The organism is Myxosarcina sp. GI1 (genome assembly GCF_000756305.1).
Taxonomy (GTDB): domain Bacteria; phylum Cyanobacteriota; class Cyanobacteriia; order Cyanobacteriales; family Xenococcaceae; genus Myxosarcina.
Genome location: NZ_JRFE01000014.1, coordinates 179,054 through 205,340, shown reverse-complemented (window position 1 = coordinate 205,340; position 26,287 = coordinate 179,054). Strand labels below are relative to the sequence as shown.

At 39.1% G+C, this 26,287-nt stretch carries 16 protein-coding genes; 8 read left to right on the top strand and 8 right to left on the bottom strand.

Annotated elements, in window-relative coordinates:
* Positions 1-21: 21 nt before the first annotated feature.
* The 3 genes from KV40_RS07850 (at position 22) to KV40_RS07840 (ending at position 3,344) form a co-directional block, all read left to right on the top strand.
* Positions 22-1,575, top strand: coding sequence for an ABC transporter substrate-binding protein (locus tag KV40_RS07850; RefSeq protein WP_216595561.1), 1,554 nt, complete (start codon positions 22-24; stop codon positions 1,573-1,575).
* A 74-nt stretch (positions 1,576-1,649) separates the two neighbouring features.
* A complete protein-coding gene (locus KV40_RS07845; protein ID WP_036479660.1) occupies positions 1,650-2,507 on the top strand; it encodes an ABC transporter permease in 858 nt (285 codons plus the stop codon).
* Positions 2,508-2,525: 18 nt separating this feature from the next.
* Positions 2,526-3,344 (top strand): ABC transporter ATP-binding protein, encoded by an 819-nt coding sequence (locus KV40_RS07840; protein WP_036479658.1) that lies wholly within the window; start codon positions 2,526-2,528, stop codon positions 3,342-3,344.
* Between the two features lie 58 nt (positions 3,345-3,402).
* On the opposite strand, the gene KV40_RS07835 is transcribed toward KV40_RS07840, so the two are convergent.
* The 4 genes from KV40_RS07835 to KV40_RS07820 all read right to left on the bottom strand — a co-directional run bounded on the left by KV40_RS07835 (position 3,403) and on the right by KV40_RS07820 (position 6,714).
* Complete coding sequence (locus KV40_RS07835; RefSeq protein WP_052055463.1) at positions 3,403-3,606, bottom strand: pentapeptide repeat-containing protein; 204 nt, start codon at positions 3,604-3,606, stop codon at positions 3,403-3,405.
* A gap of 166 nt (positions 3,607-3,772) precedes the next feature.
* Entirely contained in the window at positions 3,773-4,345 is a 573-nt protein-coding gene (locus KV40_RS07830) for a Uma2 family endonuclease (protein ID WP_036479656.1), read from the bottom strand.
* 207 nt (positions 4,346-4,552) lie between these two features.
* The gene (locus tag KV40_RS07825) at positions 4,553-5,911 is read right to left on the bottom strand and encodes an FAD-binding oxidoreductase (protein WP_036479653.1); all 1,359 of its coding nucleotides are present in this window, start codon (positions 5,909-5,911) and stop codon (positions 4,553-4,555) included.
* Between the two features lie 80 nt (positions 5,912-5,991).
* Complete coding sequence (locus KV40_RS07820) at positions 5,992-6,714, bottom strand: cytochrome b/b6 domain-containing protein (protein WP_036479651.1); 723 nt, start codon at positions 6,712-6,714, stop codon at positions 5,992-5,994.
* Between the two features lie 241 nt (positions 6,715-6,955).
* Between KV40_RS07820 and KV40_RS07815 the strand changes: the two genes are divergently transcribed.
* Together KV40_RS07815 and KV40_RS07810 are read left to right on the top strand one after the other, a co-directional pair.
* The gene (locus KV40_RS07815; RefSeq protein WP_036479649.1) at positions 6,956-7,234 is read left to right on the top strand and encodes a YiaA/YiaB family inner membrane protein; all 279 of its coding nucleotides are present in this window, start codon (positions 6,956-6,958) and stop codon (positions 7,232-7,234) included.
* 219 nt (positions 7,235-7,453) lie between these two features.
* Positions 7,454-8,362 (top strand): aldo/keto reductase, encoded by a 909-nt coding sequence (locus KV40_RS07810; RefSeq protein ID WP_036479647.1) that lies wholly within the window; start codon positions 7,454-7,456, stop codon positions 8,360-8,362.
* Between the two features lie 155 nt (positions 8,363-8,517).
* Here the strand turns inward: KV40_RS07810 and KV40_RS07805 are convergent, their stop codons facing one another.
* The 4 genes from KV40_RS07805 to KV40_RS07790 all read right to left on the bottom strand — a co-directional run bounded on the left by KV40_RS07805 (position 8,518) and on the right by KV40_RS07790 (position 20,961).
* On the bottom strand, positions 8,518-9,906 hold the full coding sequence (locus KV40_RS07805; protein WP_256381116.1) for an NAD-dependent succinate-semialdehyde dehydrogenase: 1,389 nt from the start codon (positions 9,904-9,906) through the stop codon (positions 8,518-8,520).
* 66 nt (positions 9,907-9,972) lie between these two features.
* Entirely contained in the window at positions 9,973-16,170 is a 6,198-nt protein-coding gene (locus KV40_RS07800; RefSeq protein WP_036479641.1) for an AAA family ATPase, read from the bottom strand.
* 147 nt (positions 16,171-16,317) lie between these two features.
* Positions 16,318-18,135, bottom strand: a complete 1,818-nt coding sequence (locus tag KV40_RS07795) for a carotenoid oxygenase family protein (protein WP_036479638.1) — start codon at positions 18,133-18,135, stop codon at positions 16,318-16,320.
* Positions 18,136-18,723: 588 nt separating this feature from the next.
* Positions 18,724-20,961: a diguanylate cyclase domain-containing protein gene (locus KV40_RS07790; RefSeq protein ID WP_052055462.1), complete on the bottom strand. Its 2,238-nt coding sequence runs from the start codon at positions 20,959-20,961 to the stop codon at positions 18,724-18,726.
* Positions 20,962-21,474: 513 nt separating this feature from the next.
* On the opposite strand from KV40_RS07790, the gene KV40_RS07785 reads away from it, so the two are divergent.
* From KV40_RS07785 to KV40_RS07775, 3 genes are all read left to right on the top strand, one after another.
* Entirely contained in the window at positions 21,475-22,359 is an 885-nt protein-coding gene (locus tag KV40_RS07785) for a hypothetical protein (RefSeq protein WP_036479636.1), read from the top strand.
* 168 nt (positions 22,360-22,527) lie between these two features.
* Positions 22,528-23,145 (top strand): hypothetical protein, encoded by a 618-nt coding sequence (locus KV40_RS07780; RefSeq protein ID WP_036479633.1) that lies wholly within the window; start codon positions 22,528-22,530, stop codon positions 23,143-23,145.
* 293 nt (positions 23,146-23,438) lie between these two features.
* Positions 23,439-26,249, top strand: a complete 2,811-nt coding sequence (locus KV40_RS07775; RefSeq protein ID WP_036479630.1) for an ATP-binding protein — start codon at positions 23,439-23,441, stop codon at positions 26,247-26,249.
* Positions 26,250-26,287 lie beyond the last annotated feature (38 nt).

Genomic DNA, 26,287 nt, shown 5'->3' with positions numbered 1-26,287 from the left:
AAATACTGGAAATATAGATTTATGATTGCTTTAAAATATCGTTCTTGGAAAAACACAGTAGTTATTACTTTTCTATTTTTCGGCATCACAATGTTAGCTAATGGATGTGCAGGTAATAGTCCTTCAGCAGAGTCTTCTACATCAGAATCAGAAACAGCGGATGCCTCTACTAGCTCTGGTAATAAAGAAACAATTCGGATTTCTATTGGTACGCAGGATCAGGTAATAAATACTGCGGTAGGTGGGGCTACAGTAAGAGAATTAGAACTGTTAGAAAAGCATTTACCTAATACTGGTAAATATGCCAATGTCAAGTACGACATTCAGTGGTCTAGCTATACATCTGGACCACCTATTACCAACAAAATGCTGGCGGATCAAATCGATATTGGTCTGATGGGAGACTTTCCTGCCGCAATTAATTTAGTTAAGTTTCGCCAAGAAGGAGGCGATGTCAAATCTACCTATATCGGTACTCTAGCCTACAGTCCAAATGGTGCGGGTAATGCGGTAGTCGTTCCCAAAGATAGCGAAGTAACTTCTCTAGCGCAGCTTAAAGGCAAATCGGTTTCCGTTCCTTTTGGTTCTGCGGCTCACGGCATGGTTTTAAAAGCTTTGAAAGATAATGGAGTCGATCCCGATAAGGATGTTCAGTTAATTTCACAAGCTCCCGAAGTAGGCGGCACGAGCCTGCGTACGGGTCAAATCGATGCTCATGCTGACTTCGTACCTTTTGGCGAACTGTTTCCCTTCCGAGGTTTTGCCAAAAAAATCTATGATGGAGCGCAAACGGGCGTACCGACTTTACATGGTATTGTCGTGCGATCGGACTTTGCTAAAAAATATCCAGAAATAGTAGTTGCTTATCTCGAAGCTGTATTAGAAGCCAACCAAACCTTTAGAGCCAAACCCGAAGAGATCTCAGCAAAAATAGAGGAGTGGTCGGGAATTGAAAAAGAAGTAGTTTATATGTTTCTCGGTCCTTCTGGCTTACAGCCTCTCGATCCAACAATTCGCCAGGTTCATGTAGACGCACTCGAAAACAGTATTACTACTTTGTCCGAATTAGGAAAAGTAGAAGGAAAAGTCGAGCCAGAAAAAGTACCAGAATGGGTTGACGAAAGTTATTTAAAAACCGCAATGAAGGAAATGGAACTCGATTATCAGCAGGTAATTAAAACAGCCGAAAGCTACCAGATTACTGGCAAAGATGCTCTAACGGAAGAACCAATAAAAGATCCTACAATGGCAGCTCAGTTGTGGATTCAAGACGAACCAACCGTGACCAATTTTGCTTCAATTGGCAACATGATGAAAATGCTAGGGCAACTACAGGAAGAAGGTAAAGCAGCCGATGTCATGTTCGTACACGATCGCGATAAAGGTTGGAAGCTATTTGCCGAAAATTCTTACTATGTCAACGATGGCAAGGAAATTTCGGCTTTCTTGCTGGAACAAGATGCCGAGCAGTTTGCAGCTTCCTCTGGCGGACAAGTTACGGCATTTAAAGAGTTACAACAAAATCTAGCTAGCAAAACTGCACCCGCATTAGTCGGCACGGCTAGCAGCGAATAATCTACTCTTTACCCGATCGATTTTTGCTGTAACGTTTTGCTATCTGCTATTAACCACAATTCAAAGGCTATTCGATGGCTAGCTCGACTAAATTTACCAGAACTCCTCTAATTCACAGTTTTCGTCAGCTAATCGCCCGACTGTTTGAAGGCAGTAGCTCTCATAAACTAGTGCGGCGTATTTTATCTTTAGTTATCTTTTTTGGAGTTTGGCAGCTTTTATGCCAGATAAAGTTTAATTTCATCATTAACTTTGACTTTTTACCTTCACCACTAGAGGTAGTCGCAGCTACCTGGGAATTTTTTACCAGCGATCCCTGGGTACATTTTCGCTCCAGTATTGCTAGGGTGCTAATCGGTTATGCGATCGCTTCTTGTTTGGGGATTATTCTGGGAATCTTTATCGGTGCGTTTCAAAAAGCTGACGATTTTTTATCGCCGCCATTGGAATTATTGCGACCAATTCCCGCAGTGGCTTGGATTCCTCTGGCTATTTTAATGTTTCCCACAGCCGAAGCTGGAATGATATTTATCACTTTTATAGGCGGCTTTTTTCCCGTTCTAATTAGCACCATTAAAGGAGTAGAAAGCACCCTTAACGACACAGTATTAATTCGAGTCGGTCAATGCTTGGGGGCAAAACCCCGACACACTTTTTTAGACATCATCATTCCTGGAGCATTGCCCAGCATTGCCAGTGGTTTAGTAATCGGGATGGGTAATGCCTGGTTCTGTTTGGTAACGGCAGAAATTCTGGCAGGACGTTATGGCGTGGGCTATATAACCTGGGAATCTTATGTCACCTCTAACTATCCACCAATCGTCATGGGAATGCTGTTAATTGGATTGATGGGTGCTTTTAGTTCTTGGGCAGTAAGCCGTTTAACCGCCGCATTAATGCCCTGGAGACAGATTAATAAACAAGGTCGTTGAGAAATTAGGAACAAACTCATGCATGATATCGCAGTACAAACGCCAACCACGGCACAATTGACCAAAGGATTTGTCGAAGTAGAAGGCTTATCGGTTTCATTTGGCGCGCGCCGTCATACTATTAAAGTATTAGATAATCTCAATTTTCATGTCGAACCAGGTTCGTTTGTTTGTTTGTTAGGTCCTTCTGGTTGTGGCAAGTCAACTTTGCTCAATGCGATCGCGGGATTTATAAGTCCTACTACGGGCTATATTTTTGTAGACAAGCAAACTGTAACCAAACCAGGAGCAGATCGCGGTTTTGTCTTTCAGCAGTATTCCTTGCTTCCTTGGAAAACTACCGCACAAAATGTTGAATTTGGCTTGCGGATAAAAGGTGTTGCCAAAAAACAGCGACGCGAGTTGGTTGATGAATATCTCAATCGAGTCGGGTTGTACAAACATCGTCATGCTTATCCCCACCAACTTTCGGGAGGAATGAAGCAACGAGCCAGTATTATTAGAGCTTTAGTTAATTCTCCTTCGGTTTTATTGATGGACGAACCTTTTGGCGCGCTAGATGCCCAAACGCGACATATGATGCAGGAACTGTTGATGGAAATTTGGAGCGAGTTGAGAACTACCGTTATTTTTGTGACTCACGATATTGAAGAGGCAGTTTTTCTAGGCGATCGCATTTTAATTTTAGGCGTAAATCCAGGACATCTCAAAGAAGATATTCTGGTAGATTTCAAACGCCCGCGTCATATCGATGACACTATGACACCAGAATTTACTCTACTTAATCGTCAAGTATTTGAAGTTATTCGCGAAGAAACTCTTAAAAATATGGAATAATCGTAACAGCAATTGTCTAAAGTTGCTATTAAAAAGCCCATGCCATTACAGTATAGACTCAAGCGTAACCATTCATTCCAGCACCATAATTTACATCTTCCCAATTCTGTTCTGCACTGCTTAAATTAGCTTGTTGCAAGTTAGCATCATCTAAATGGGCTTTGACTAGCATAGCTCCCGACAAATCAGCACCTGCTAGCTCGGCATCACTTAGATCGGCATCGCCCAAGTAACAACCTGGACATTTTTTAGTTTCAAGCAACCGCTACAGATGACTTGGTTTGGTAGTCTGTTTACTCAGACAATTCTTTCCATAGCATCCCGAAAGAAAAACGAGCATAAAAATTGCGATAGTAAGGCTTAAGTTGCATTTCTTTAATACCATAAACGTTAGAAATAAATACTCAATCAGCGATTTAGCGATCGCTCTAAATATCTTCGGCTGTAAAAATTTGCTTGGGAGTTAGTTGGAGTTTGGTGAAAGTAGAGGAAACTATGGTTTCTGTTTCCGCAAACACAGTCTCCTCATATAATCCTTCATCCAATACTAAAAGCGTAACCTGTTGTGAAGTAGGATCGACAATCCAGTATTCGTTGATGCCCAAGGCTGCATATTCCGATCTTTTGAAACGATAGTCTCTTTTTACAGAGTCGGGACTAACTACTTCCACTACTAGTAACGGTGGAATTTCACACACTCCCGATTTATCTAGGGAATTTAAAACTCGCTCTTTCTCTACCACATACACATCTGCAATCCGAGATTTACGCCAGCCAGTTCTAATTCCTCCTTCTCGAATAGATAACCAGGGTAGCTGAAGCCGATTTATTTCTCTGTCTAGTTCTCGTTCGATAAATTTGGCAATTAAAATGTGGCGAAAAGTCGGAGGGTTCATTAATATAAGCTTGCCGTCTACCAATTCGTAACGGTTGTCGGGATCTTCTTCATAGCTGAGATATTCTTCAAAAGAATATAGGCTTTGTGTGGTTGAAGCAGTCATCTTGTATGTGGGAAAAAGAGGCTGTAACGCCATTATACAGTAGTGTATAGAAGAATTAAGACACCCCAAACTACAGCTCGACTGAGCTTTGCCGAACGTCTAGAAGCTTTATAAATTAAGTATTTTAGTTTTAACTTTTAACGTCTTAGCGAGCCTCGCTAACTCCAGCGGCTGATGAGAAAACCTCCGATACGCTTCTCGCCGCTTTTAACTTTTGACTTTTGATTTTTGCTCGATCGCATAGCCGCGCATTTTGCCAGGGTTTAACAAACCGTAGGGATCGACTTTTTGCTTAAAGGCAACCTTTTCGAGATCGATTTGCTTGTTGCCGCCGTCTTCAATAGTGTACACATGAGGATTGGCAATAAATGCCCCATCTGCCTCGCGATCGCGAATAATTTCATTGAGTCTATCTTCAGTGGTGTAGCGAATTAACTGCAAGGCAGCAGGAACAGCTTTACCTCCCGCCTGTAAAAACTCTAAATGCAGCATAACTTCATCACCAGCTTTGGCATAGGCTTTTTCCACTCTTTCCAAGGTGAAATAGAAAGTTTGCAGATAGGTTAGGTTGGGATCTACTTTGCGAGCTAAAAGCGTGGTATGATTCCAGGTATATTCAAGTAAGCTGGTACTCTTGCTGGCTTCGGCAGCAGTCTTACTGTAAGTAATTTCTCCATCATATTCTCTAACCAAATCTGTAAAAGGTGCATAGTCGTATTCCGACACCATTAACAAAACACAGTGCTTGCCTTGAGGCAGATAGTCCTGTAGCGAAGTAAAGTAAGCAGTTATGGGTGCAGCGTGAATACTAACTAGTTTTTTAACTATTCCGCTACTATCGCTAAGAGCTTGACCGAATTTAGCAGCGCTCATAAACTCATCAAAGACTACAATAACTTCTTGCCAAGGATATGCAGGAGCGAGAGGAATTTTTAGTTCGGTAATAATTCCTGTAGTACCGTAAGCATGAAGCACTTTTTTAACTTCATCACCTTCTAGTTCCATAACTTTCGGCTCATCTTCCAGCGTCACCAAACGCACCCGTCGCAAATTTCCGCGATCGCTTATTTGTCCGTAGTTAATCGAACCCATTCCCACACTACCGCCACCGATAAAGCCGCCAATAGTTGCAGTGCGATAGGTAGAAGGTGCCATCCGCAACTCCCAACCAATGGCTCTGGCTTGTTTGTCGAAAGCCGCCATTTTTACTCCAGGCTGAACGCAAGCTATCCCAGGCTGCAACCAAACAACACGATTCATTTTGCTAACGTCAAGTATTACGCCACCTTTAAGGGGAATACACTGACCATAGTTACCCGTTCCCGCACCTCTAACCGTCAGGGAAACTCGATGTTTGACACAGATTTTAGCGACTCGAACTACTTCGGCTTCGGTAGTAGGAAAAACCGCCAAGTCTCCTCGTTTGTCTTGCAACTGCTCGAACAAAATAGGGCTGAAGTGATAGTAATCTAAAGATAGTTTGGTCAAGCGATCGCGATTATCTGTTGTTTCTATTCCCTCTAGTTCTGAGGCGATCGCCTGCCAGTTAACTTTGGTCTTGGTCATGTGTTTTTATAATAATTGTAGTTATTATTGCTCAATCGAACGACTAATGTAATAACAAAGGCAAAATTAATTTCAAGATTTTAAAACAATAACTCTTTAAGCAGAGAAACTATCCAAGCCAAAATAATTGCAACCAAGACAAAAATTTCAATAATTTTTAGCAGCGATCTAGATTGTAGCCATTGTTTTACCGTTGACATTCCAAAGCGATCGCGCCAGATAGAAAAATTCCTGCGCCATAATTTAGGACTATCTTCGCTACGAAATCGCCAATTAAACATCGACAAAATCAAAGAAACACCCCCAACCTTGATGTTCATCAATAAATGAATCGCAATACAAATTACTAAGATTAGCCAACCCACTAAATGAACATAGTACCAAACATGATTTAATTCTCCTTCTGGCAGCCATTTTTCATTCATCATTTTCCCTGAAAAAACAGCTAAGGTTAATGCCAAAATACTAACAGTATTGACTAAACGATGCAGAGTGTACCACCAAATAGGTTTGCCAAATTCAGCCAGTTTTACTAAAGAATTTGAATCAATTAATCTATGCTGACCCCGATTAAAAGCATAAAAAACAAACAAAGGAAAAATTAGTAATGTCCATAATCCAAATGTTCCATGAATACCTTCAATCTCTGTGTATTTAGGTAAATATATTCTGCCCCATCGTCCATCATAAATATCATAAGTCCAAAAAGCAGTAACGATCGCCGCGATTGCAAACAAGCTGGTTATACCGTGAAGTATGCGTAGTAACAGTGGTTGATAAGGCTGAGAGCGTTTGCTTGCCATAAAACTTCATTTCAGGTTTCTTTTTACAAAAATATCTTTAGGAAAAGTTTATGAATTAAATTTATGTTTGATAAACAATTTTAGTTTAGCTAGTTTGATTTATCCAGTCGATTGTTTCTAATAGTTTGTTTGCTCTGCTGTAATATGTTTGGTTAGCTCTATTAAGTGTCACTTCATAATATTTTATGATGAGTTACTTTTATAAAATTGCGATAACTGTTAAATAATAAGAATTTTAATTATGGCAAAAAAAAGAACGCAAGAACATAGTTCGGCGTGGGTAATTCAAACTTGGCTATCGTTTATGATATCTATTTCAGCTACGGCGATCGGAATAATTTATTTACCCGTAAATGGCTGGGTTAAAGGTTATATGGGTATGGGACTAGTATTTACCATCGGTTCTACTATTAGCTTGACTAAAACCCAAAGAGATTTATACGAAGCTGAAAAACTAACTCACAAAGTAGAAGAAGCCAGAGTCGAAAGAATACTTAACGAACACGATAACTATAAGTAAATAGTTATCTAACTGTGGCAATTGACTCTAAATCATTTGATAGATGTAATTGAGAAACTAGCAGATCTATTTTGATAATGTCTCCTCGTCACGACAAATATCAAACATAAAGTAGTGAAGGGTGCGATATGGCAGTTGTAGTCGATGATGCAAATTTTAGTTGCAACTATGTCGGGTGCAACTTTAGCAATGCTAGTTTAGGTTAAATTAAAATCAGAAATGTTATATAGAACGCTAGGAAATACACAAGAAAGAGTCTCTGCCATTGGTCTTGGTGGCTTTCACGTCGGGCATCAAGATGAAGAACAAGAAAGCATTCGCATTATTCGTAGTGCGATCGATCGCGGTATCACTTTTATGGATAACTGCTGGGACTACAATGACGGCGTTAGCGAGCTTCGGATGGGTAAAGCATTGCAGGATGGCTATCGCAACAATGTTTTTCTGATGACTAAAATTGACGGTCGCACCAAAGAACTTGCTGCCAAGCAGATTGATGAATCTCTCGCACGTCTGCAAACCGATCGCGTCGATCTATTGCAGTTTCACGAAGTAATTCGCCTCGAAGATCCCGATCGCTTTTTTGCCGCAGATGGAGCGATCGCCGCTTTTTTAGAAGCCAAACAAGCTGGTAAAACCCGTTACATCGGTTTTACAGGACATAAAGATCCGCTGGTTCATCTGCGAATGCTAGAAATTGCCAAACAGCATAATTTTCAGTTTGATACAGTACAGATGCCTTTAAATGTTATGGATGCTCACTTTCGCAGTTTCGAGCATCAGGTTTTGCCCGTACTGGTCGAACAAGGAATAGGAGTATTGGGAATGAAATCAATGGCAGATGGTCATATTCTCAAAAGCAAGGTAGTAAAGCCGATTGAATGTCTGCATTACGCGCTAAATTTACCTACTTCTGTAGTAATTACAGGTATCGATAGTATGGAAATACTCGACCAGGCGATCGAGGCTGCCGATACTTTTAAGCCCTTGAGTAGCGAAGAAGTCTCAGCACTACTAGCTCGTACGGCAGAAGTTGCAGCCAAAGGAAAATACGAACCATTTAAAACCGATAATTTGTTTGATGCCACTGCCGCCAACCCCGACTGGTTAGGTTTACCTGCCGCCTAAATATACAGCAGTTTTCGATTGGGTAGACCGCATATAGGTATTGAGCAGAGGAGCAGCGGTCAGACCCCGCGTCGACGAAAGGCGCAAGGGAATGCTGACCAAGACAGGGAGCAGGGAGATTATTTTTCGACTTGTTTGCCCTCTGCCCTCTGCCTTTACTTAATCCATACAGTTTTAATATTGACAAATTCGTGAATTCCCTGGCTGCTTAGTTCGCGCCCGAAACCAGAACGTTTGATGCCGCCAAAAGGCAGACGAGGATCGGATTTGACCAAGCCGTTGATAAATACCGAACCAGCTTCAAGATCTTTTATCAGGCGATCGCGTTCTTCTGGTACGTTAGTCCAAGCACTGGCTCCCAAACCAAAGGGAATATTATTAGCCAAAGCGATCGCTTCATCGATATCTTTAACCCGAAACAGCATAGCTACGGGACCAAAAAACTCTTCTCTAGCAATCGCTGAATCTGGATCGATCTCGGTTAAAATAGTTGGCTGATAAAAATTACCAGCACTATCTGGCAGAGCCTTACCACCGATTAAAATTTTTGCTCCGTTATCTACGGCTTTTGCTACCTGCTGTTCTATATCCGACAGAATTGCTTCGGTAGCCAAAGGACCGATATCTGTATCCTCCTGCATGGGATTGCCTAGCTTGAGAGCTTCAAACTTTTCTACAAACAGTTTTTCAAACTTGTCGGCGATCGCCTCGGCAACGATAAAGCGTTTGGCAGCAATACAGGATTGACCGTTGTTAAGCATTCTTGCCGAAACTCCAGTCTCTACAGCAGCTTCAATATCGGCAGATTCTAAAACTACAAAAGGATCGCTACCGCCTAATTCTAAAACTACCTTCTTAATTTGTTTGCCTGCTGCCGATGCTAAGGAAGCTCCTGCTGGTTCGCTACCCGTAAGGGTTGCTGCCTTAACGCGATCGTCTTTGATAATTGCCTCGACTTTGTCGGCACCGATTAATAGAGTTTGAAATACTCCTTCGGGAAAACCAGCCTGTTGTAAAATTTCCTCAATTGCTAAAGCACACTGAGGCACGTTAGAAGCGTGTTTGAGAATGCCCACATTGCCAGCCATCAGTGCTGGTGCGGCGAAGCGAAACACCTGCCAAAAAGGAAAGTTCCAGGGCATTACCGCCAAAACAACTCCCAGGGGCTGATAGGAAATATAGCTGTTACTGGCATCGGTAGTAATTTCAACATCAGCGAGAAATTCCTCGGCTTTCTCTGCATAAAAACGACATACCTTAGCACATTTTTCGGCTTCGGCGATCGCTGCCTGAAAAGGTTTGCCCATTTCTGTGGTCATAATCTGGGCAAATTTTTGCTTGTCTCGTTCCAAAATATCTGCCGCTTTGTTTAACCACTGACTTCTTTGCTGAAAAGTAGTTTGACGATGTTTTTCAAAAGCTTCCGCAGCCAAAGCAAGTTTGGTTTCAATTTCTCTATCCGTTAAAGGGTCAAAAGTTTTTAAAGTTTCTCCCGTTGTCGGATTTATGGTTGCGATACTCATATTTTTCTCCCTCCACGCGATCGATTTGATGACAAAGATTTATCTATACCTATAGGCTAATTGAAATTATGCTCGATGTTTCTATATTTATGAAACCTTTTGGCTATCTAACAAAGACTGAGTAAAGATCGATTTGTAAATTCTGTTTTGGACTCTTAAAATTCCATTTTGTTTGACTACCAAACCCGTCAATAGCAATTCTTTTTCTTCCGCACTGTCAACTGCAACAATTTCACCTCGATGCAAAATTTGTCTGTAGAGTTCGAGCAACCGAACTGATTGCGAGCTATTAAAAAGGCGATCGCGGATAGTTTTTAAATGCTCTGGTTCATCTTGCGATTCCCAACTATTGATCGTTTTGGTTCGCACGAGATTTTCGATCCATTCAGCTTCTCTGTTGGCAGGAATCGGAACTGAAGCACTACTAATGTATTTACAAAGTTTTTGGGTCAAAAAAGGATGACCCCCAGTCCAAGCCAGTATTTCTTTGAGTACCTTTTGAGGATTGGTAGCTTTCTCGATCAAACCTGGCAATAAAGGTCGAGCTTCATGTTCTTTAAATGCTTCGAGTTGAATCGCCTGCCCGATATTAAAAGGAGTTGTTTTAATGTCAGTCATTAAATCTGATGGTGTCGCAACTCCAAACAGAGCAAAAGTCAAGCGTTGATACTCCCGATTAATACTCCGTTGGTTATAGCAGGAACGGATTAAAGCAAAAAAGTCGCTAACTGGAAAATTTAACCCCAAAACGCTATCAATTTCATCGATAAAAACTACTATATTTTGTGTAGCGTTGTTTTGATGACCGACATGAACGAGCAAAATTTCTTCAATAAATTGACTCAACCGCTGAATAGCAGAAATATCTTTTCTCTCTTGCCACCAGGTTTTTAAATTGACCTTTCTCAGCAAACCAAAACTACGCCATAGCTCTACCGCCAAGCCTTTATACCAGCTTTCAACCGAAACATTTTCGCTACCAATGCGGGTGAGGTCGATCGCGCCACAACTGACTCCTTCATGTTGAAGATGGTGCATCATACGTACCATCAGGCTGGATTTGCCCATCTGTCGAGAATTGAGTATGTAACAAAACTCGCCGCGCTTTAATGCTTTATAGAGATAGCGGTCTGCCGCACGCACCACATAAGCGGGGTAATCCATAGCCAAACTGCCTCCTACTTGATAGTCAAAAGCCGATTCTTCAGCAGTTTTGAGCAATTCGTTTTCAAAGACTAGTTCGGCTTGTGTAGCTTTGAGAATTTCTAGAGTTTGTGAGAGTTCTTGAGTACGCTCTAAAACTTTTTGTTCGAGAGTGCGGTTCGACTGAGCTAATTTGTCTTTTGCCTGCTGCAAGGCAATATTTTTAAGCTCTAGCTCTTTGGTAAAGCTAATTCTCTCGGCTTCAGAGCGTTTGCGCTCGGTGATGTCTTGAAATGCCGCGATCGCATACTTGACTTTGCCAGTTTCATCAAAAATTGGCGTAGCAGAAACTTCTAAAGGCAAAATTTTATCTGGGAGGTGTAGTTCGAGATCGTCGCTTTTTGCCGCTTTTCCAGCCAGGGCGCGGGCGATGGGCAACTGTTCGCTCTGGTATAACCGTTCCGTTCCCGCTCGATAAACTCGATAGATTTCTGGCAATTCCTCTGTGGTTGTATCTGCCGAGGCATTACTTGCCTTTGCCAACTCTTTAGCTATTTGATTGGCATAATAAGTGCGACCAGAACGTTCGTGAACCGATACCCCAACTGGCATCGCTTCTAAGAATTGAGACAAGCGATTTTGATTTTCTTCCAACTCTCGATACAGTTTGGCATTGGTAATGGCGATCGCTGCTTGACCAGACAACAGTTGCAAAATTTTCAGTCTGTCTTGATTAAAAGCTCCTACGGTCAGATTATTTTCTAGATAGACAATTCCCTTAAGTTGACCGCGATCGAGCAACGGCGCACACAACAAAGATTTTATCTGATGGGTTTTAATATAAGAATCGTTAGTAAAATTACCTCGATGAGCCGCATCATTTTCCAGCACGGTCTTATTGGTACGAGCGACATAGTTGATAATTGAGGTAGGCAAGTAGCGATCGATGGCGAGAGATTTTAAAGTAGTTATTTTAGTCTCATCTACCGAACCAAAAGCCTCAATAAAAAGTTGTCCCTCAGTTTCTAAAATCAGATAGCCTACCTGCGCTCCTACATTCTCAATGAGAATTTTCATCAGGGTAGCTAGCAACTTATCTAAAACAATCTCGCTAGAGATAGCCTGGGAGGCTTTCATGATGGTCGCTAAATCTAAAAGTTTGCCCGAACTAGAACCCGTATCAGTTTCGGTAGTCGTTCTCAATCGCTCGCTCATTGAAACAGCAACCGCAGCTTCTAAGATAAATCCAGGATACTGAGCTTCTAAAGCTTTAGTTTTTGCTCCCGCTCCCCAACGAGAATAAAGATAGTGGGCTTCACGCAGATAGGTTTTGGCAATTTTGGCTTTCTCCCAGTCTAAATAGAATTTTGCTGCTAGTTCGTTAGCGAGTGCTTCTTCGTTGATATAGTAGTGTTCTGCTGCTTGAGTTATGGCTAGTTCGTAAAAGCTCATTGCTTCAACACAATCGCCTCGAACTCGATGTCGTTCGGCTTCTACCAAGTAAAATTTGTGAGCGAAATTTGTAGGAGCGACAGCCGCCCACTGCTGCATTTTGTCCTGATTGGTAACAACTCTGGCTAAAATTTGCTGCTGTTGCCGACTAGAAACGTCAGGATAAACTGCAAGTTGGGCTAGTGAATCGTAAAAATTAAACAGAGGAATGAGTAAGGTTGCTGTGGCACCATCTAAATACTTTTGAGCTTCGACAGAATAGGCGATCGCCCGTTCGTATTCGCCAGACAAATAACATAAGTATAATTTATTTACATACAAAGCACATAATGCGTAGCGATCGTTAGCTTGCAAATGTTGCTCCAGCATGGTTGCTTCATCATAGAGTTCTCCCTGCAAACAACCTGGATTATCGACTACATCAATTAAATTGAAGGCAGCTTGTCCGTAGATTTTGAGGTAATTGAGGGTATTTTGTTGTTTTAGTTTGCTTAGAGCCAGCTCGTAGACTTTTATTTCTGAAGCTAGTTCGTTAAGCTCTTTGCCACTAAAAAATGAATGAAATAAATAGAGATAGGCACAGGAAGTTCCATAATATAAATCTCCCATTTCCAAGCCAATTTGATAGGCAGATTGCAGCGGAGTTAATGAATTTCTAAGGGGTTCTTGCCAAATACTAATTGTCGTAGAAAATACGGCAGTTATTCGGGGAATGAGTTCTTTACTTTCAAATCGCTCGGCAATCTTTAACGCCAGTCTGCCAAACTGATAGCCTGTCTCTATTTCATCGAACACACCACATAGAATAAGTCCATAATTTACATAAGCAAAAGCTGACAAGGAAGTATTGCCGTATTTAACCGATAGGTCTACCTGTTTGCAAACTAACAAAGGTAACAATTGAGAGTCGGCAACAAAAATTGAAGAAAAGATCGAGCTTGCAATCTCTATGGCGGCTAGTTTTTCTGGATCGCTTATTTGTGGTAGCTCGATTAAATCTTCAATCTGCAAGTCAGCCAAACTTGCCCGAACTCGTTTTAACTCTCGCTGAATTTCTTTCTGTCGGGATGATGGCAATATAAAGCCCAGTTCATCGAGCATGGGCAGAGCCATTTGAATTGCCTCTAGATCTTGATTTTGCGACTGATATGCCTCGATTTGAACTTCATAGACTTTAACTTTATCCAACAAAGTTTTAGCCTGTTGCAGTACTACTGAGACATAATGTTCCATCTCCTCAAAATCGCCATTTAAAAAAGCTACTTCTGCGGCTTCTGAATGCAAAGCCAGCAGTAAATCGTAATTTGTCTGCCAATCGTTTGCGAGTTCCCGACCGATCTTTAAATATTTAAGTGCGGCTTCATAAGCGTTGGCTGCTTTTGCCTTACGCCCTGCCAGTAGATTTAGTCGAGCAATTTCCTTTAATTCCGAGCCTTCTTTTACCAGTCGCCATCCCAAGTTAAGGCGATCGACAATTTTAAATATTTTCTCTAATAGATCTTGGGGTTGAGTCTGTCGCCACAATAAGCGACCGATTTTTAAATGAATCGCCAGCTTTTTTTCTACTTCAATTGGGGTATAAATTGCTTGCTGGATGCGATCGTGGGCAAATTTATAATCTTGAATTAATAGCTGTTCGTTTAAGTCCGACTGAGGAATAATCAAACCTGCATCGATCGCCAGAACTAAATATTCAAAAATTTCCGCAGCCGATTGTTGGCATATAATTGAAAGTATATTTATGTCAAACTCCGTACCGATACAGGCTGCCACACTCAAAACTTCTAAAGCAGACTGAGGCAATTTCTGCATCTTGTCAATCATAAATTTCACCAGATTGTCAGTGCAGCCAATCCGTTCGATTTGTTTGAGATTCCACTGCCAACCACCACTGTACGATCGAGCATTGCTAACAGAAATTTCAACAGGCTCAAATAACAGTAAATTTTCAGAATAGATACTTTTTAAAAATTCATTAATAAAAAAAGGATTACCGTGAGTTTTTTGCCAGACTAATTTAGCAAGAGAGCGTACCGATCTTGGTTTGCAGTTAAGTGTATCGCTAATTAATTGTGCGATTTGATGTCCAGAGAGAGGCTGTAAACTAATCCGCTCGATTACTATTCCTTCACGGTGCAGCTCTTGCAAAGTAAACTGCAAAGAATGGGTAGGATCGATTTCATTATCTCGATAAGAGCCAATGGTAAATAAGTATTTAAAATCGGTATCGAGGGTAATTAGTTCGATTAGTTTTAAACTGGCGGTATCTGCCCATTGCAGATCGTCTAAAAAAAGAACTAAAGGATGTTTTGAAGCACAAAAGACCCGAATAAAACTTTTAAAGACTAAATTAAAGCGGTTTTGCGCTGCTGTCGCTCCTAGCTGTGGCAATTCTGGTTGCCGACCGATAATTAGTTCCACTTCGGGAATAACATCGACAATTACTCGTCCGTTGCTTCCTAATGCCGCTAATAGCTTTTTGCGCCATCGCTTTAAACTGGTATTGCTCTCGCTCAAAAGTTGTCTGACTAAATCTTTTAAAGCACTAACTACAGCAGAATAAGGAACATTACGCTGAAATTGCTCAAATTTACCAGCAATAAAATAACCCCGTTTTTGGGTAATCGGTTTGTAGATTTCCCTGACTAGAGTTGTTTTGCCCAAACCAGAATGTCCCGTAACCAGTGTCAGTTGTGGAGATGAGTTAGCTCCCGAGGCAACTTTTTCAAATGCTGCTAGCAGCGAAGCAATTTCTCGCTCTCTTCCATATAGTTTTTGAGGAATTTGAAACCGATCGACTAAATCTCTAGAAGCGATCGCCAGATCGACAATTTTCCCCGTAGTTGATAGTTGATTCCAACAGGCTTCTAGATCGAATTTAATCCCATCGGCACTCTGATATCGTTCCTCCGCAGTTTTTGCCATTAACTTCATGACAATGTTAGAAACTGCTGGAGGAATATTGGGATTTAGTTCGTGAGGAGATAGGGGTTGTTTTGCCAGATGGCAATGGACTAATTCGAGGGCATCGTTTGCCTGAAAGGGCAATTGTTGGGTAAGTAGTTCGTAGAAGGTTACACCCAGAGAATAATAATCGGTACGGTAGTCTAAACTACGGTTCATTCTTCCCGTTTGTTCGGGAGAAATATAAGCTAAAGTGCCTTCAATTACCTGGGGAGCTTTTAAAACAGGATTTTCCTGCTTGAGTATCGTTGCCAGTCCAAAATCAATGATTTTAACTTGTCTGGTTGTGGGATTAATGACGATATTAGCAGGATTGATATCTTTGTGAATGATTTTAGCGGCATGAATCTGTTTTAAACTTGCGACTATCTCGATCCCAATCGGCAAAAATTCTTTTACTGTAAGAGGTTGTTTTTCCAGTAATTTTCTGAGAGATATCGCTCCAAAATCCTCCAGCACGATCGCTACAGTTCGTTGAAATGTTTCCAAACTATAAGCCGCGATCGGCTCTGCCGCTGCCCTTCGGGCAATCGCGCTGTCAAAATTAAGGCTGTTAATAGTTTTGTATTCTTGTTTGTAGCGAGCTAGTTCGCGAGCGGTAGGATAGTCTTTTAAGACCTTGAGAATAACAGCTCGACCGTCAGCCAAACGCGTGGCTCGATATACTTCTGAGTTGAGGCTGGCATAAATTTGAGCGAGAATTTGGTAGCCTGTCAGAGTTATCATAATTAGCCAACTAATCTTAAATCACAAATAGAGAGGCTAAGGCGGTATCCATCCACTCGAAAACACTCTCTATAAAAATATACAGTGGTTTCTAAACGGGTCACAAATATAGATAATGTATCTGATGCGACCGAGTGATACTGTATATCAATTCACTTTGCGATTGAGAATGTCATTACGCTGATTGAAAATATATTCGTACGGAACTTTTACCAAGCTTCGCATCGCAGATTTAAATCTACTCACGTTATATTTAGTTGTCCGTTGGGAAATACTGTCAAAATACTCTGAATGCAGAGTAAAACCAAAGTTTATCGGTAGATCGAGCTTGGCAATTGGACCGTCTTGAAGACAATTGGCAGCAAATAACCAGGCTTCATCTGGACTGTTGCGATCGCCCAAGTTTAAAATCGTAGCAAAAATATATCCTTCGCCTTGAGGAATAAACTGAACGCTATCGAGAACGTAACCTTCTGGGCAAATATAAAAATCGAGTAATTCCTTGCCAATCTCGGCTACAGGTGTGTCGGGATTTTGTTCTGTTTCTGTTTTTATTTTGTCACTAAGATCGTCCCAATTACAATTCAATGGAACTTTTGCCAAAACCGAAGGCAGATCTTGTTGAGGTAGTTCTTTATCTTGAAGAATTCTGTTTCGGCGATCGCGAAAACTAAGGTACTGGCGACGACAGATTAAATCGCGATAATAACCTGCATATACTTGATAGATAGCAGAATAACCTGTTGTGGTATAAAGTTCACGCGAATCGGCAGTGTGCAGCATGGTCGAAAACCAACCAGGATGATAGAAAGCTTCTTCTGTGACTAACCGAGCGTCTTTTTCCTCTATTTCCACTTTTCTTAACACTCCAGGATCGAAAGCAAACATCCAGGGTACGCCATGATAGTTTCGATCTTGGTAGCGTTCGCCATTAAAGTGACGGACATCATCTGGTTCTATAGCTTCAGTCAGACTTATAGTTGCTTGCTGTACGGCAACCAAATTGATTTTTCCTTCACGATGATGATAGTTGCATAAAAAATGATAGCTATCTCCTTCAAAAGTTAGCAAACGCGATGGCACCTTATCAACCGAGTCTTTAAGCTCTTCGCGGTCAACGAGATAAATTTGTGTCTTGTGATAAGATTTTTGCAGCGGAATTTTTAGCCCTAATAAAGTCGATAGACCCATTTGGAAGGGCATATCTGGTATCATGACCACTTTTTCCGTTACTATAGCGGTGTGAGGGCTACCATCGAGAATTGTTCCTTCTAATTCCCAGTGTCTGATACCTTTATTGTGTGGGTCTTTAGATTTTTTGTTGTTGCCGTCCCATTTAGTAATGTACACCGCACTAATCATGTCGGTAAATAATTTTCCAGGACGGGGTTTAGCCTTTAATTCACAGCTAATAAGTTCTTTAGTATCGCGATCGTAAAAAGGGTGAGCGGTATTAGATACCATTGGAAAAAATGATAGGGGAACCGAAACGATGTGTTCGTCAAAATATCCTATTGGCGTAGCGGTTTCTAGGGTATCTGGCTCTACTTCCCAGTAACGTCCTGCATCTGCGGTTAGAATCAGCCTACCGTCCATATTGACGACTCCCGTATTGGCTATTTCAGAGACTCCCAAAAGACCAATTCTGGCAGGAAAAAATGCTTTTGGCAGTAGCTTGCCAAGTGATAATTGTACTTGATGCCAAAAACTATCCCAAGTTGTTAGTTTTTGGCTGCGGACTTTTATTTTGCCTCCATCGCATTTTAGATTGAAATCAATAATTACACCTTCACCGCTAAACAAGTGAAGGTCATCTTTTCGATGATATGGTGCCACAATAAACACATGACCCGATAACCAATCGCGCCAATCTTCGGATTTACCATCACAAGTTTCAAATTTAACCGCTTTAGATAGATCGGCTACTTTGCTAGAACCACGAAACTTACTAATATCAAGAGACATAAAAAACTCCCAAAGTCTACAATTTTTTTAGTTATGAGGAAATTCGGGCTTGCGTTAGACGATAGAATAGCTTTTAATCTTAATTGCACTAATGATTTTTATAGCAATTAAGTACGAGTCTTAATACGACCAAAAATACTATCTATATATTAGATATGTACGCTAGTTAAATTTATGCAGTTAAAGTAAGTTAAAAATACTTGCTATTGCGTCAAAGCTCTTCGAGCAACTTCTCGACAGATTGAAGCTAGTAAATGAAATTGAGTTCGAGTTAAAAAAATAAGAGAAAAACCTAAAAGCCAAATAATTATCGACCACAGCAGCAATATTTGGTTGCATTTTGGCGATTTTATAGTCGTTCCAATTAATTTCCTTGTGGTTTAAATTATCGTTTCGAGGTAATGGGTAATAGGTAATAAGGAATAAGAATAAAAAAACAGTACATATTCTCCTACGGTTTCTATTTGAAATGACTATATATGCGTTTTGAATCGAGTATTTTAAATCGCGCTCGTCAGATTAAGCAATGTCTGGCTTGGTTTTCTGACTGAGTCGTTTTAATTTCTTTCAAGTTTAGTACCAGAATTGTTACTCTTTGAAGCTACCGAAATTTAATAAATAAGCACGATTTCTTCCTAAATCTTTGGCTTCGTAAAGTGCTTTATCTGCTAGTGCAATTAATAAATCTGGCGAAGTATCAACAGTCGGAATCATACTATAAATACCCAAACTTAAAGTAACATATTTATCCACAGTCGATTTTTGATGAGCTATTTTGAGATTGTGAACTGCCGCTCTAATTTCCTTAGCAATTTCAAATGCGTCCATTCCACTGGTATCAGGTAAAATAATTCCAAATTCTTCTCCTCCATAACGAGCTAATAAACCTGAATATTTTTGTACTACGCCTTCAATTGCTAAAGCGACTTGCTGTAAACAATAATCGCCTATAAGATGACCGTATTTATCGTTATAAAGTTTAAAATAATCGATATCACACAAAATTAAACTGAGAGGATCTTTCTCTATTTGTAATTTTTGCCATTCTGCGAGTAAATAATCATCAAATCGACGACGATTGGCTATTTGGGTCAAACTGTCGATGACACTAAGTTTTTCCAACGTTTGGTTTGCTTGCTGCAAAGCGTTTTCTGCTTTTTGACGCTCATCTATTTCTTGATGTAATTGAAATTGAATTAAATCAGCGTGTTCGGTAGTAGTTTCAAGCATAATTTCTAGATCTACCTTTTCTTGTTTCAAATCTTCTAGTTCGTGCTGTAAACGTTCGATTTGAGAAAATAGTGTATCTTTAGAAATCTGCTCTTCTAATAAAGCACGATAGTTATCTACGTTTTTTTGAACATTGTTAGTTAATTCATTAACAATAAATGCTTCTAAAGCAGTTCTATTTAATGGTCGAAATAACAAATAACCTTGACCATGCTGGCATTTTAAAGCTTTTAACTGAGCCGATTGCTCGAAGCTTTCAATACCTTCAGCAATCGTATCCATACCCAAACTTCGAGCCAGAGTAATAATAGAACGGACAATTCTCAGTTTTTCACTATTGCTATCTATATTACTAATAAAAGAACGATCGATTTTAATTGTGTCGAAAGGAAATTGATATAAATAACTTAAAGACGAATAGCCAGTGCCAAAGTCATCTAAAGAAAATTGTACGCCCAAGCTTTTTAACTCTTGAAATATGGCAAGTGTATGCTGGGTGTTTTCAACTAACGAACTTTCAGTAATTTCTAATTTTAAATTATGAGGATCGAGTTTGGTTTCTTGTAAAATTTGTTTGACTTGTTGTGCAAAATCAGATTGTACTAATTGTTTACTAGAAATATTAATACTAATTTTCCAATGAGCGATTTCTTTAAACTGAGTCTGCCATATTCGCATTTGTTGACAGGCTTCACTTAGTACCCAGGAACCTAAAGCAAGAATTAATCCAGTTTCTTCAGCTATGGGAATAAATTTAGCGGGAGATACCAAACCATGAACGGGATGTTGCCAACGAATTAATACCTCAAAACCATTGATTTGATTATCTATTAAAGAAACTATTGGCTGATAATATAATAAAAGTTCTTGACGTTTAATTGCCCAACGCAAATCGCTTTCCAATTGTAAACGAGCTACTGCACCACCGTGCATCGAGCGATCGAATACTTGGTAACAAGTGCGATTATATTTTTTGGCATCGGCAACTGCTAATTCAGCATCACGTAATAAATCTTCGGGTTGTTGGTAATCTTTATGCCCGATCGCAATACCAATACTAGCTTCAACAAATATATCGCAACCATTAAGATTAAAAGGAATAATAAATTCTCTGTAAATTCGTTCGGCAATGTTAGTTGCATAATCAACATTTTTAATATTATTCAGTAAGATCGCAAACTCGTCACTACCAATACGAGCAATAAAATCTTGAGAACGCAGACATGCAGTCAATTTTTGACTTATAGCAATTAACAGGCGATCGCCTAAAATTCTACCAAAACTATTATTAATAGACTTAAATCGATCTAGATCTAAAAATAAAACAGCAAAAATGAAATCAGGTTGCTCTCTAGCAATAGAAATAGATTTAATAATGTGTTTGACTAATAAATCGTAAGTTGGTAAGCCAGTTAAGCGATCGAAATAATAATCGCGATCTACAGTTAATAGTTTTGTTCTAGCTTCTAATTTTTGCCGATTATTTGCTGAGTTTATTTCTAAAAATAAGTTAGCCACATCGTCATAGTAGTTAACTGCAGATTCTAAAGCAACCGATTGCTGAAATAAATTATTAGTAGAATCTAGATTGTCCATATTTTTTTAAATATTAATTATAGTTTTTACCTGATTGTGCAAAAAAAATCGGCAATTTGTGAATAGCAAAATTACGCGATTTTATTAAATATTGCATAAACTTACATTCTGAAGTCAAAAAATTTTAGTTTTAACAACTAACTAGTAAATTTCAATTGCGATCGCGATCGCTAAGTAACTGCGATCGCGATCGCACAACTATTCAATTTTTACAGAAACAATAAATTAAATCATCTAACCTTAATCAAAGCTTTTTATGATAAAATTAATTTTTCAGTAATTTTATTTAAATATTGCTATTGTATTTTTATAAAGTTTCTTTTTTGTTAGTTGTTTTTTTGCTACCTTTAATTTAAAAAAAATAGTTAAAGTTTTACTATAAAGCTAGCGATTTTGGTGCGATCTAGATCACTAGTTATTTGTTAGTTAGATCGCAATATTTAATCCCAACTTATTCGATAATGATTACAGCAACAAACAAAAAATATCAATTTTAAATTATTAGGTAGCAAGATGACATTATTTACTGAAAATTATTTCAATGAATTGTTTGATTTTTCACAACTAGATCGTACAGTATCTTCTACAGTACGTTTAGCAGCTAAAAATCCAACTTCTTTCTATAAATTCTTGCAAAGATATTGTTACTTTAATGGCTATGCTTCTTCAGTAATTGCTCGTTTGGCAAGCTCTATTGCAATGTCTCGTTACTTATTTATGGATCGCAACACTTTCGATACAGAACAAGCAGATAGAGGTTTTCAAATTTCTGCTGAAGTTATGGTTGCTGCATCTGATGAAGGTGCATACGAAATTACTCATCGCGAACTAGCTCAATTATTGCTAAAGACTGCGGGAGACTATGCACAGCTTTCTACAGGAGAGCGCAATCAAATGGCTACCATTCCAACTTGGTTAGAAGAAATCGTTAGAGAAACTATGGATAAGTATCAAGGGACTCCTGGGAATGCAGAGTCTTTGATTAAAGCAATGGGGTTTCATGCTGCTTCTGAATTACTTGGCGATCGCGAATACGCCTTAATTGACATGATTATTCGTCATGAAAACAAAGGAATTGGCTTTGACCGTTACCTCCGTAATGAAACTTCCGCTACTAGAATTCGTGAAGGCGGACACCGCTACGATCCTTGGTGCTATGTTGTTATTCACGGCAAATATGAAGGTACTGGCGCAGAAGCCAGACATTTTATCCACGTGTTAAATGCACTTAACATGATAGCCCCCAATCGACCTGAATCTGAGGAGCAAATTAACGAATGGATACTAGAAGGATTTAAATCTTTTGTGGAGTTACAGCAAAGTTTATTTAGAAAAATATACCAAGAATGCTTGGAAGTGAGTCATCAGACTCAAAAAGCAGATTTGATTCTGGCTTAATAAAAACAAGAATAAAAAATAATAAATTTTTTTAAGAGATATAATGAAGCATTTTTCTGAATACAGTTAAGTATATGGGGTACGAGGGATATATACCTTGTACCCTTTTCCCAATGCAATTTAAATTTCTAAAAAAGATATAAACGATCTACTCTATACTTTTTAAGTATGAATGACTGGCAAGCAGTAATTGGAATAGTTGCAGGTATTATTTCCATATTTGGTTTTGTCCCTTATTTAACAGCAATATACCAAGGTAAAACTCAACCGAATAGAACCACCTGGTGGATTTGGACAATTGTGGGGTTTATACTTCTTGCCAGCTATTATTCTTCTGGAGCTACTAGCACCATATGGGTTCCAGCTTGTTTGGCAATTGGGCATTTTATTATCGCTATACTTGCGCTCAGTTACGGAGAAAAAGGTTGGAATAACTTCGACCGCATCTGTTTATTAGGTGCTGGAATGAGCCTTTTTCTATGGTGGTGGTATCAAACTCCCCTCATTGCGCTTTCCCTTAATATAGCGATTGATTTTCTAGGAGCATTACCTACAATTAGAAAATCTTACTACAAACCAAAGTCAGAAGATCCTCTACCTTGGCTAGTATTTCTTCTCGCACACACTGTTAACCTTTTTGCTCTCAAATCCTGGTCTTTTGAACTAGTGGCTTATCCACTTTACTTATTCTGTATTGTGTCCGTAATAGTTTTACTGCTTCTACGTTTTCAAATTAAGTCAATACTCGGACTTAATTTAGCAGGAAAAAAGTACAAAAATCGCTAAAACAAAATAAATTCAGTAATAAATCGAAAAGCAAGAAAATACAGTCAAAAATTCCAATTTACTTGGTAACACTCAAAATTGGTGAGTTTTTCGTGAGAATCGTTTCGTAGTTTATTTAAACTAAAGCTAAGACATGGGTTGATGGTCTTTGAAACTTAAGAGGGTTCGGTAAAATCTTTATAAAAAGTCTTTGATGCTCAAAAAAACTTTTGAGCTACTGAAATTGTTTGGTTAAATTTGGGAACTTTATTTTTAACGGCTTATGCAAGACTTTTTATAGAAACATATATATTATGTTGTTAAAACAAACGTCGGAGCTTACTTCCGATTCTCCAGCTTACTCCCGAAAAATTTCTCTCAACTTGATACTCGTTATTCCCTTTATTTTACAAATCGTAGTCGCCGTAGGAATAACAGGTTATCTTTCACTACGTAATGGTCAAAAAGCCGTTAACGATTTAGCTGGCAAATTACGTACAGAAGTAAGTCAAAGAATCGATCAGCACCTTGATAGCTACATGGCAATTCCCCAGCAAGTTGTTCGCGTTAGCTCTGACGCAGTTGAGATGAACATATTAGACTTGCAAGACCAAGAACAACTAGGGCAGTTTTTTTGGAATCAACTAAATTTATTTGAGATAGGCTACATTCTTTTCGGATTTGAAACAGGTAATTATCTAGCCGCAGGTCATTTTTTTGGTGATGAGCGTATTACTATAGATGAGGTTTATCCAGCACGTTATGATGGGAGTAATCATCTCTACAGTTGGGCAGTAGATTCTCAAGGAAAACGCACTGAAATTATTTTCGATAGTGGAGAATTTATTGCTAAAGATGAAGGTTGGTACACAGAAGCTGCTAAAGCTGAAAGTGGTAAATTACTGTGGAGTCCTGTTTACAACTGGTTAATTCCACCGTTCAATTTATCAATTGCTGTCAGTCGTTCTATTTACGACCAAAATGACAACCTTATCGCCGTAATTGGTGCAGAACAACAACTTTCACAGATCAGTCATTTTTTACGTAACTTAAAAATCAGCGAATCAGGCAAGACTTTTATTATAGAAAGAAATGGTTTACTAATTGGCAGTTCGGCTGACGAGCAACCATTTACTGTAGTTAATGAGAAACCTAGAAGATTAAAGGCTACAGAAAGTAAGGGTCCTCTCGTACGAGCTACAGCTCGGCATCTAATAGAGCAATTTAACGATTTAAATAACATTCAAAAACCTCAGCAGTTAGAGTTTTTTATCGAAGGCAAGCGTCAGTTTGTCCAAGTAACTCCCTGGGAAGATGAATTAGGTTTAGATTGGCTGATGGTGGTAACTGTACCAGAAGCTGACTTTATGGCAGAAATTCATGCCAATACCCGCACGACAATTATGTTATGTTTATTAGCTCTAGGATTGGCAATTATACTCGGACTCTATACATCTCGCTGGATCACACAACCAATTTTAGATCTAAATAGAGCTTCCGAAGCGATCGCCGATGGGAAACTAGACCAGAAAGTAAAAGAATCGAGGTTTAAAGAATTAGGGGTACTCGCTCGTTCTTTTAACCTTATGGCACAACAGCTACAAGAGTCTTTTAATACTCTGGCTAAAACCAACGAAATTTTAGAAAGTCGTGTAGAAGAAAGAACAACAGAGTTAAAAGAAGCCAAAGAATTTGCTGATTCTGCCAATCAGGCTAAAAGCGAATTTTTGGCTAACATGAGTCATGAATTAAGAACTCCTCTTAACGGCATACTGGGATATGCCCAAATTCTCCAGCGATCGAAAAAAATTGAAGGACAAGAAAAAAAAGGAATTGAAATTATTAACCAGTGTGGTTCTCATCTTCTCACTTTAATTAACGACATTCTCGATCTTTCTAAAATAGAAGCGCGAAAAATGGAACTGCATCCAATAGAACTGCATTTTCCGTCTTTTATTCAAGGTGTAGTCGAAATTTGTCGAATTAAAGCAGAACAAAAAGGAATTGATTTTGTTTATAAATGCGATCGCAATCTTCCTGTCGGAGTTAAAGCCGATGAAAAACTTTTAAGGCAGGTTTTAATTAATTTGCTCAGTAATGCGATTAAATTTACAGAACGAGGAAAAGTCACCTTTGCTGTTAATAATCAAGAGCAAATGCTAGATTCAGAAGAATTTAAAATTCATCGTATTTTATTTCAAGTAGAAGACAGCGGTATTGGGATTAGTTCGGAAGATATAACCAAGATTTTCTTGCCTTTCGAGCAAGTAGGAGATACTAAAAAACGTTCTGAAGGAACTGGTTTGGGATTAGCAATTACGCAGCAAATTGTATTGTTAATGGGTGGTAAACTACAAGTAGATAGTCAGTTAGGTAAAGGAAGTACTTTTAGGTTTGAAATAGAACTACCAGAAACAAATAATTGGATTGAAAACTATGACTCATTCCAGGGAGAAAATATAGTTGGTTATAAAGGAGAAAAACACAAAGTTTTGGTAGTAGACGATTTTTGGGAAAATCGTTCCGTAATTGTCAATTTACTCAACCCGCTTGGCTTTGAATTAATTGAAGCCGAAAACGGTAAGGAGGGTTTAGATAAATTTGCTGAAGCTCGACCAGATATAGTAATTACTGACTTATCTATGCCAGTAATGGATGGTTCGGAAATGATTGCCAAATTGCGTTCCGCTCCTCAAGGAAAAGATGTATTAATAATAGTTTCTTCTGCTAGTGTATTTGGTAGCGATAAGCAAAAAAGTTTAGATGCAGGTGCCAATGCCTTTTTACCCAAGCCAATTCAAGCCTATCATTTATTAGCAGCATTACAGGAAAATCTTAAAATCGAGTGGATTTACGAAGACAAACAACAAGAAACAAAACAGAATAAAACAACCTTAACTGGAATCGATCTTAATGAAATTATTCCTCCGCCTTCTGAAGAAATTTCTTTGCTTGCAGACCTTAGCCGCAAAGGTTTAGTCAACGACATATTAAAAGAAATAGATCGCATCGAACAACTAGATTCTAAATATGTTGTTTTCTGTTTACATATACGCAAACTAACTCAATCTTTCAAATTGCGTCAATTAAGAGAATTTATCGAACAGTTTGGAGAGCCAAAATAGCTCGTCGATTAAAATTTTACTTCTGTTTCAACTACAAA

Bases quoted from the DNA above. Each gene is read 5' to 3' on its own strand.
- KV40_RS07850 (WP_216595561.1), top strand. From the start codon at position 22: ATGATTGCTTTAAAATATCGTTCTTGGAAAAACACAGTAGTTATTACT.
- KV40_RS07845 (WP_036479660.1), top strand. From the start codon at position 1,650: ATGGCTAGCTCGACTAAATTTACCAGAACTCCTCTAATTCACAGTTTT.
- KV40_RS07840 (WP_036479658.1), top strand. From the start codon at position 2,526: ATGCATGATATCGCAGTACAAACGCCAACCACGGCACAATTGACCAAA.
- KV40_RS07830 (WP_036479656.1), bottom strand. From the start codon at position 4,345: ATGACTGCTTCAACCACACAAAGCCTATATTCTTTTGAAGAATATCTC.
- KV40_RS07825 (WP_036479653.1), bottom strand. From the start codon at position 5,911: ATGACCAAGACCAAAGTTAACTGGCAGGCGATCGCCTCAGAACTAGAG.
- KV40_RS07820 (WP_036479651.1), bottom strand. From the start codon at position 6,714: ATGGCAAGCAAACGCTCTCAGCCTTATCAACCACTGTTACTACGCATA.
- KV40_RS07815 (WP_036479649.1), top strand. From the start codon at position 6,956: ATGGCAAAAAAAAGAACGCAAGAACATAGTTCGGCGTGGGTAATTCAA.
- KV40_RS07810 (WP_036479647.1), top strand. From the start codon at position 7,454: ATGTTATATAGAACGCTAGGAAATACACAAGAAAGAGTCTCTGCCATT.
- KV40_RS07800 (WP_036479641.1), bottom strand. From the start codon at position 16,170: ATGATAACTCTGACAGGCTACCAAATTCTCGCTCAAATTTATGCCAGC.
- KV40_RS07795 (WP_036479638.1), bottom strand. From the start codon at position 18,135: ATGTCTCTTGATATTAGTAAGTTTCGTGGTTCTAGCAAAGTAGCCGAT.
- KV40_RS07790 (WP_052055462.1), bottom strand. From the start codon at position 20,961: ATGGACAATCTAGATTCTACTAATAATTTATTTCAGCAATCGGTTGCT.
- KV40_RS07785 (WP_036479636.1), top strand. From the start codon at position 21,475: ATGACATTATTTACTGAAAATTATTTCAATGAATTGTTTGATTTTTCA.
- KV40_RS07780 (WP_036479633.1), top strand. From the start codon at position 22,528: ATGAATGACTGGCAAGCAGTAATTGGAATAGTTGCAGGTATTATTTCC.
- KV40_RS07775 (WP_036479630.1), top strand. From the start codon at position 23,439: ATGTTGTTAAAACAAACGTCGGAGCTTACTTCCGATTCTCCAGCTTAC.